An 8,013-nucleotide genomic window follows, 5' to 3' on the forward strand; every position below is an offset into this window, starting at 1 on the left:
GCATGAGAAAAAGTTTCTTTCTGATCCGTTCCAACCTGCGCAGGGCAAAAGGGCAGACGGCAGCGGAAATTGCGTTGATTTTTCTGGCGGCGGGAATGATGAATCTGTGGCTGATGTTAAGCCTGGATTATAAGCAGAATTTTGAGCGGTGGCACCAGCGTTTGAATGGGGAACATGTGACCGTGTGTGTGAGCCGTGCTCCTGCAGCGGAAGAAGCTGAACCGGATAAAAATTCTGATGAAATGAAGCAATACATTACGGAAGTATTAAAACAGGATACACGCACTTCGGAATTTTGCATGGATGATGTGATGTGCTCCGAGGGAAAGCTTCAGTATAATGGCGGAGAGGCAGTCACTAACTTTATTATGATGAAAAAAGATGACGCCCTGAAGCGTCCGGTCGGCAGAGTGGAGCTTATAGAGGACAGCCAATTTACAGAGGGCATTTATCTTCCCATGATCTATAAAACAGGAGATATTGCAGTGGGAACAATGGCAGAGCTGACCATCGGAAAACATAAGGTAAGCAGCCGGGTATGCGGCTTTTTCAACAGTGTGATGACAGGCTCTCATAACTGCGGGATGTGTGAAATTCTGATGACGGAGCAGACTTATCAGGAATGGAAGAACAAAGGATATGCGCCGGATTTTGCTCTGGTTTCGGTACGGATTTCAGACAAAGAGGAAAGTGAAGCCTTTGAAACCATGCTGAACCATGCCGTATCTGCCAGGTATCCGGAGGCATTTACCATTAGTAATTCCTATACGCTGGTTTCCCAGTCGCGCTATATTTCCCAGATGATTTGCTCCTCCGTTGTCAGCGCCATGGCCTTTTTTGTGCTGCTGATTGTACTGGCAGTGGTATCTTCCAACATTATCAATTATATTCAGGAAAATATGAAGAATCTGGGGGTATGGAAAGCCATCGGCTATCAGAGCAGACAATTGATCGGCATGCTGATGCTGCAGTTTCTGGCCATTGCAGGTTTTGCCGCGGTTCTGGGAGCGGCGATGTCTTATGTTCTGTTTCCAGGGGTGAATGATATGATGGTTTCCCAGACAGGCATTCCCTATGAAATTCATATTCTGCCGGAGCCGTTGCTGCTGACACTGGCCGTTGTATGCAGCGCTGTTGCGTTGACTGTCTGGCTGTCTGCCCGCAGAATCCGGAAAATTCCTCCCATTGACGCGCTCCGCCAGGGAATACAGACCCACAGCTTTCGGCGCAGCCGCATTCCCCTGGAAAAAACCAGAGCGCCCTTAAATGCAGCGCTTTCTCTAAAGACAGCCCTGTCAGGGATGAAATATAATCTTACCATTTGCGTTACCATGCTGCTGCTGTCTCTGATGCTGGTATTTTCCGGGCTGATGCTGGAAAATGTAATTGTGGATATTACGTATTTTCTCAATCTGGTGGTAGGAGAAATGGCAGATACCTGCATTAATATTAATATAGATGCAGAAGAGGAATTTTTACGGGAAATGAAAAAAGACAGCCGGGTGGAAAAAGTCTACCTGTACCATACCGAAAAAGTGGAGCATGTGGGCGGTGTGGAACTGCTTGTCAATATCTGCGGCGACTTTTCCCAGGTAAACAATCAGGAGGTTGTGATTGAGGGCCGGTTTCCGGAATTTGACAATGAAATAGCCGTCGCTGCCAAATACGCCGGAGAGCAGGGCTGTAAAATTGGCGATGAAATCAGGATGAATCTGGGAGAACAGGAAGAGACTTATATTATTTCCGGTTTGACGCAGATTTCCAATAATCTGGGGAAGGACTGTCTTTTAACCCGGAAGGGGTATGAGCGGATGGGTGATCTTTCCGCATTGAGTTACTTTATCAACCTTACTGAAAGCACAGACACAGAGGACTTTAATAAAGAAGTGAGCAGGCGTATGGGCAGCAAGGTTATCCAGACACGGAATATTTCTGAGATTATCTATGGAATTTCAGCGGTATATGTTTCTCTGCTGACCGTGATTGTGGCTGCAGTTCTGCTGATCAGCCTTCTGATTACCGTGTTTGTGATGTACCTGCTGGTGCGGGCCATGCTCAGCAGTAAGAAGAGAGAATACGGCATTTTAAAATCACTGGGCTTTACCACCGCTCAGCTTATGGTTCAGACAGCCTTAAGTTTTATGCCTGCGGTAATCATTTCTTCTATTGCAGGTCTTATCATAAACAGCTTTTTGATCAATCCGCTGATGGCAGTGTTTTTACGGGACATTGGGATAGTCACCTGTACCTTCCGGATACCAGTGGGATTTATCGCGGCTGCAGGGGCGGGACTGGTGGTATTTGCCTTTGGGGCAGCCTGCCTGATGTCTCTGCGCATTAAAAAAATTGTGCCCAGATCCCTGTTGGTAAATGATTGATGGGAGCTGCTGCGTCATCTTTTGCAGAAATCCATCGGACGATTGGAGGATGTTGGTAATTATAAAGAAATTATTAAATCGGAAAAATACTATTGACAATAAAAAACGTTAGTGCTATTTTAAGTACATAGATGTTAGCACTCCTACAAGCTGAGTGCTAACAAAAGAAAAAGAACAGGGCGCAGGAGGTCAGGGATGCAGGAGCTGGATGAAAGAAAAAGAAAAATATTAAACGCAATCATCCGGAATTATCTGGATACCGGAGAGCCGGTAGGTTCCAGAACCATTTCCAAATATTCGGATCTGAACTTAAGCTCGGCCACCATACGCAATGAAATGTCGGATTTGGAAGAACTGGGATATATTTTACAGCCCCATACCTCCGCAGGCCGGATTCCTTCTGACCAGGGCTATCGGTTTTATGTAGACAATCTGATGCGGGAAAAGGATCAGGAAGTCACAGAGATGAAAGAGTTCATGATTGAACACACCGAGCGGATGGAGCAGGTATTGCAGCAGATGGCAAAGATGCTTGCGGCAAACACCAATTACACCGCCATGATTACTTCTCCTTCTTACCATAAGAATAAGGTGAAATTCCTGCAGCTGTCCCAGGTGGATGAAGAGCAGCTTCTGGCTGTGATTGTAATGGAAGGCAATCTGGTAAAGAATAAGATGATTTCCACCAGGGAAGCCTTAGATAATGAGACATTGCTGAAGCTGAATATCCTGTTAAACACCAGCTTGAACGGGCTGTCGGCAGAAGAAATCAACCTGGGCACCATTGCGAAGCTCAAAGAGCAGGCGGGCATTCACAGCAACATCGTCAGCGATGTGCTGGACGCGCTGGCAGGAGCCATTCAGGAGGATGAAGAACTGGAGATTTATACCAGCGGAACTACGAATATTTTAAAATATCCTGAATTAAGCGATTCCCAGAAGGCAAGGGAGCTTCTGGACGCTTTTGAAGAGAAGAAGCAGTTAGTCAGCCTGGTCAATGAAAGCCTGTCCTCGCATGAGGAAACCGGAATTCAGGTATATATCGGCTCAGAATCCCCCATCCAGAATATGAAGGACTGCAGTGTGGTAACGGCAACATACCAGTTGGGAGAAGGGATGACAGGCACCATCGGGATTATCGGCCCCAAGCGTATGGATTATGAAAATGTGATGGATAATCTGAAAACATTAAAAGTCCAGCTTGACGCTGTATTTCGTAAGCCGCGGAAAACATAGACAAAGACACATACCATATTCGAAAATTCTGAATAATAGAAAGGTGAGCAGATATGGCAGAACAGAAAGAAATGGAAACAATGGAAAGCCAGGAGACAGAAAACATGGAGCCGGAAGAGGCAATGGATACGCCGGGGACTCCCGACGGGGAATGCGAAGATGCCTGTCCGCCGGAAAATGAAGAAACAGAAGAGGCTTCGGGAGATGTTTCAGAGGAGGAATCCGAAGAAGAACAGACCTCCAAAGAGACGCAGGGAGAAGAGAAGAAAGGCTTTTTTAAGAAGAAAGAAAAGAAGAATAAGCAGGAAGAAAAAATTGCAGAGCTGACCGACCGGGTTCAGCGGCAGATGGCAGAATTTGACAATTTCCGCAAACGGACGGAGAAGGAAAAAACCCAGATGTTTGAAGTAGGGGCAAAAAGCGTCATTGAGAAGATTCTTCCGGTGGTGGACAATTTTGAACGGGGATTATCCGCTGTTCCCGAAGAAGCAAAGGAAGATCCCTTTGTACAGGGAATGGATAAGATATATAAGCAGTTAATGACAGAGTTAGAAAACCTGGAAGTAAAGCCCATTGAAGCGGTGGGGTCAGAGTTTAATCCGGAATTCCACAACGCAGTGATGCAGGTGGAAAGCGAAGAATACGAATCCGGAATTGTGGCCCAGGAGCTGCAGAAAGGGTATATGTACCGGGAGAGCGTGGTAAGGCACAGCATGGTGGCTGTGGTGCAGTAACAGCATAAATCCACGCGGTATTTCGCAATACGGCGCAGCCGTTTTTTATAATAAATTTAGCAGACAATGTAAAGTTTATATTTATGAGGAGGTCTCTATTATGAGCAAAATTATTGGTATCGACTTAGGAACAACAAATAGCTGTGTGGCAGTTATGGAAGGTGGTAAACCTGTGGTTATCGCCAATACAGAAGGAGCAAGGACAACACCGTCCGTTGTGGCGTTTACCAAAACAGGAGAAAGATTAGTGGGAGAGCCGGCAAAACGTCAGGCAGTGACCAACGCAGAAAAGACGATTTCTTCCATCAAGAGGGAAATGGGTACAGACCACAAGCGGTCTATTGATGAGAAGAATTATTCTCCCCAGGAAATTTCCGCAATGATTCTGCAGAAATTAAAAGCGGACGCAGAAAACTACCTGGGAGAAAAAGTAACAGATGCAGTTATTACCGTTCCGGCATATTTCAACGATGCACAGCGTCAGGCAACCAAGGATGCAGGTAAAATTGCAGGAATGGACGTAAAGCGTATTATCAACGAGCCTACAGCGGCAGCTCTTGCCTACGGCCTTGACAATGAAAAAGAACAGAAAATCATGGTATACGATTTAGGCGGCGGAACGTTCGACGTTTCCATTATTGAAATCGGAGAAGGCGTAATCGAAGTATTGTCCACATCCGGCGACAACCGTCTGGGCGGAGATGATTTCGACCAGAAGATTACAGATTATATGCTGGCAGAATTTAAGAAAACAGAAGGCATTGACCTTTCCAATGACAAGATGGCATTGCAGAGATTAAAAGAAGCGGCAGAGAAGGCGAAGAAAGAACTTTCTTCCGCAACCACAACCAACATTAACCTGCCCTTCATTACTGCAACCGCAGAAGGCCCGAAGCATTTCGACATGAACCTGACCAGAGCGAAATTTGACGAGCTGACCCATGATTTGGTAGAACGGACTGCAATTCCGGTGCAGAATGCGTTAAAGGACGCAGGACTTACCGCTTCTGAACTGGGGCAGGTATTACTGGTAGGCGGTTCCACACGTATCCCGGCTGTCCAGGATAAAGTAAAACAGATCACCGGCAAAGAGCCCAGCAAATCCCTGAATCCGGATGAATGCGTGGCATTGGGAGCTTCCATTCAGGGCGGTAAATTAGCCGGAGACGCAGGCGCAGGCGAAATCCTTCTTCTGGACGTAACTCCGCTGTCTCTGTCCATTGAGACTATGGGCGGCGTTGCAACCAGGCTGATTGAAAGAAATACAACGATTCCTACCAAGAAGAGCCAGATTTTCTCCACCGCAGCAGATAACCAGACCGCAGTTGACATCAACGTGGTACAGGGTGAGCGTCAGTTTGTAAGAGACAATAAATCCTTAGGCCAGTTCCGTTTGGATGGAATTCCGCCTGCAAGACGCGGCGTTCCTCAGATTGAAGTTACCTTTGACATTGACGCCAACGGTATTGTAAACGTATCTGCAAAAGACCTGGGAACCGGAAAAGAACAGCATATTACCATTACCGCAGGCTCCAATATGTCTGATGCAGACATTGAAAAGGCAGTGAAAGAAGCGGCAGAATTCGAAGCTCAGGATAAGAAGAGAAAAGAAGCTATCGACACCAGAAACGATGCAGATTCCTTCGTATTCCAGACAGAAAATGCATTGAAAGAAGTCGGCGATAATCTGGACGCAGCCGATAAGGCGGCAGTGGAAGCAGACCTGAATGCACTGAAAGCCCTGGTAGAAGCACATCAGAATGCAGAAGAGATGACAGACGATCAGGTAGGCGAGATGAAAGCAGCCAAAGAAAAACTGATGGAAAGCGCGCAGAAGGTATTTGCAAAGATGTATGAGAATGCACAGGCAGCCCAGGGCGCAGCAGGCGCAGGCCCGGCTCCTGATATGGGAAATGCATCTTACAGCAGCGCAGACGACGATGTAGTAGACGCAGATTATAAGGAAGTATAATCATGGCAGAACAGAAAAGAGATTACTATGAAGTCCTTGGAGTGGACAGAAATGCAGACGATGCGGCCATTAAGAAAGCATACCGTCAGCTTGCCAAGAAATATCACCCGGATACAAATCCGGGTGATGCTGAGGCTGAGAAAAAATTTAAAGAAGCTTCCGAGGCTTATGCTGTCTTAAGCGATCCGGACAAAAAACGCCAGTATGACCAGTTCGGACACGCAGCTTTCGACGGCGGTATGGGCGGCGGAGGCGGCTTTGATTTCTCCGGCATGGATATGGGGGATATTTTCGGCGACATTTTCGGCGATTTATTCGGCGGCGGTTCCAGGCGGCGTTCCGCCAATAACGGCCCCATGAAAGGCGCAAACCTCCGGGCGGCTGTGCGGATTTCATTTGAAGAAGCGGCTTTTGGCTGCGAAAAAGAAATCGAAATTACCTTAAAAGACGAATGCCAGACCTGCCATACCACAGGAGCCAAGCTGGGAACCTCGCCGGAGACCTGTACCAAGTGCGGCGGAAAAGGAAAAGTAGTATACACCCAGCAGTCATTTCTGGGAATGGTTCAGAATGTGCAGACCTGTCCGGACTGCCACGGAACCGGTAAGATTATCAAGGAAAAATGTCCGGACTGCCGGGGAACCGGGTATATTGCAAAGCGCAAGAAAATCAAAGTCTCCATTCCGGCAGGAATTGACAACGGCCAGAGCGTCCGCATCCGGGAAAAAGGAGAACCGGGCGCCAACGGCGGGCCCAGAGGCGATTTACTGGTAGAGGTAAATGTCAGCAGACACCCGATTTTCCAGAGACAGGATATGAACATATATTCCACCGCGCCTATTTCCTTTGCCCAGGCGGCATTGGGCGGCGAAGTGCGGATCAGCACCATTGACGGGGATATCCTCTATGACGTGAAGCCGGGAACCCAGACAGACACCAGAATCCGCTTAAAAGGCAAGGGCATCCCTTCCTTAAGAAATTCTTCCATCCGGGGCGATCACTATGTAACCCTGGTGGTTCAGGTGCCTACAGGCTTGAACGAAGAGGCAAAAGAAGCGCTGCGCAGGTTTGACGAAGCCAGCGGCCAGTCTTTAAAGAAGCAGAACGGAGCGGCCCATACAGAGAAGCATGGAAAGAAAAAAGGGTTTATGGGGAAGATTAAGGAGTCCCTGGAAGATATGTAAGCTTGGGCAATTTCAGGAAGTTTTGAAAAAACAGGATCAAAGATATAAAAAGCTGAGGAGAAATCCCCGGCTTTTTGCTGTTTTATAAGGCGTTTAGCGTTGACAATCGAACATACATATGGTAGTATGAGCCTAACAGCAGACAGCGTTGCTGTCCATCTATAAAAAGCAGGAGATAATGAACAAATGAGCCGATATGACAAGATACGTTCCGATATTTTATCTGGTAAATGCGATAAGAATATATCAGAGACAGATATGAGATTTTTTCTGGATAAGATCGGTGCAGTGAACAGAAGGACGAATGGCTCTCACATACAATATACCATAGACAATATTCCGGAATTGATAAATATTCAGCCTAAAAATGGAAAGATTAAACCTTATCAGGTAAAGGAAATCAGGAATAGGTGAATTGAAAAAGTAAATTCCACTTTGTAAGATTAAATTCCGCTTTGAAAAAGTAAATTCAATAGGAATACAGAAAAAAAGAGATTTCATATAGAAAA

6 protein-coding genes are annotated in these 8,013 nt (G+C 46.6%); all 6 read left to right on the forward strand.

Going from position 1 to position 8,013, the window contains the following annotated elements; genetic code table 11:
• Window positions 1-2 precede the first annotated feature (2 nt).
• Window positions 3-2,378 (forward strand): ABC transporter permease, encoded by a 2,376-nt coding sequence (locus ACTO17_RS12495; RefSeq protein ID WP_482558152.1) that lies wholly within the window; start codon window positions 3-5, stop codon window positions 2,376-2,378.
• Window positions 2,379-2,573: 195 nt separating this feature from the next.
• On the forward strand, window positions 2,574-3,614 hold the full coding sequence (gene hrcA / locus ACTO17_RS12500) for a heat-inducible transcriptional repressor HrcA (RefSeq protein WP_172537767.1): 1,041 nt from the start codon (window positions 2,574-2,576) through the stop codon (window positions 3,612-3,614).
• Between the two features lie 53 nt (window positions 3,615-3,667).
• On the forward strand, window positions 3,668-4,348 hold the full coding sequence (gene grpE, locus ACTO17_RS12505) for a nucleotide exchange factor GrpE (protein ID WP_482558153.1): 681 nt from the start codon (window positions 3,668-3,670) through the stop codon (window positions 4,346-4,348).
• Window positions 4,349-4,448: 100 nt separating this feature from the next.
• Window positions 4,449-6,320, forward strand: a complete 1,872-nt coding sequence (dnaK, locus tag ACTO17_RS12510; RefSeq protein WP_172537769.1) for a molecular chaperone DnaK — start codon at window positions 4,449-4,451, stop codon at window positions 6,318-6,320.
• 2 nt (window positions 6,321-6,322) lie between these two features.
• The gene (gene dnaJ / locus ACTO17_RS12515) at window positions 6,323-7,504 is read left to right on the forward strand and encodes a molecular chaperone DnaJ (protein WP_482558154.1); all 1,182 of its coding nucleotides are present in this window, start codon (window positions 6,323-6,325) and stop codon (window positions 7,502-7,504) included.
• 186 nt (window positions 7,505-7,690) lie between these two features.
• The gene (locus ACTO17_RS12520) at window positions 7,691-7,918 is read left to right on the forward strand and encodes a type II toxin-antitoxin system HicA family toxin (RefSeq protein WP_482558155.1); all 228 of its coding nucleotides are present in this window, start codon (window positions 7,691-7,693) and stop codon (window positions 7,916-7,918) included.
• Window positions 7,919-8,013: the final 95 nt, after the last annotated feature.

Source organism: Petralouisia sp. (assembly GCF_056822245.1).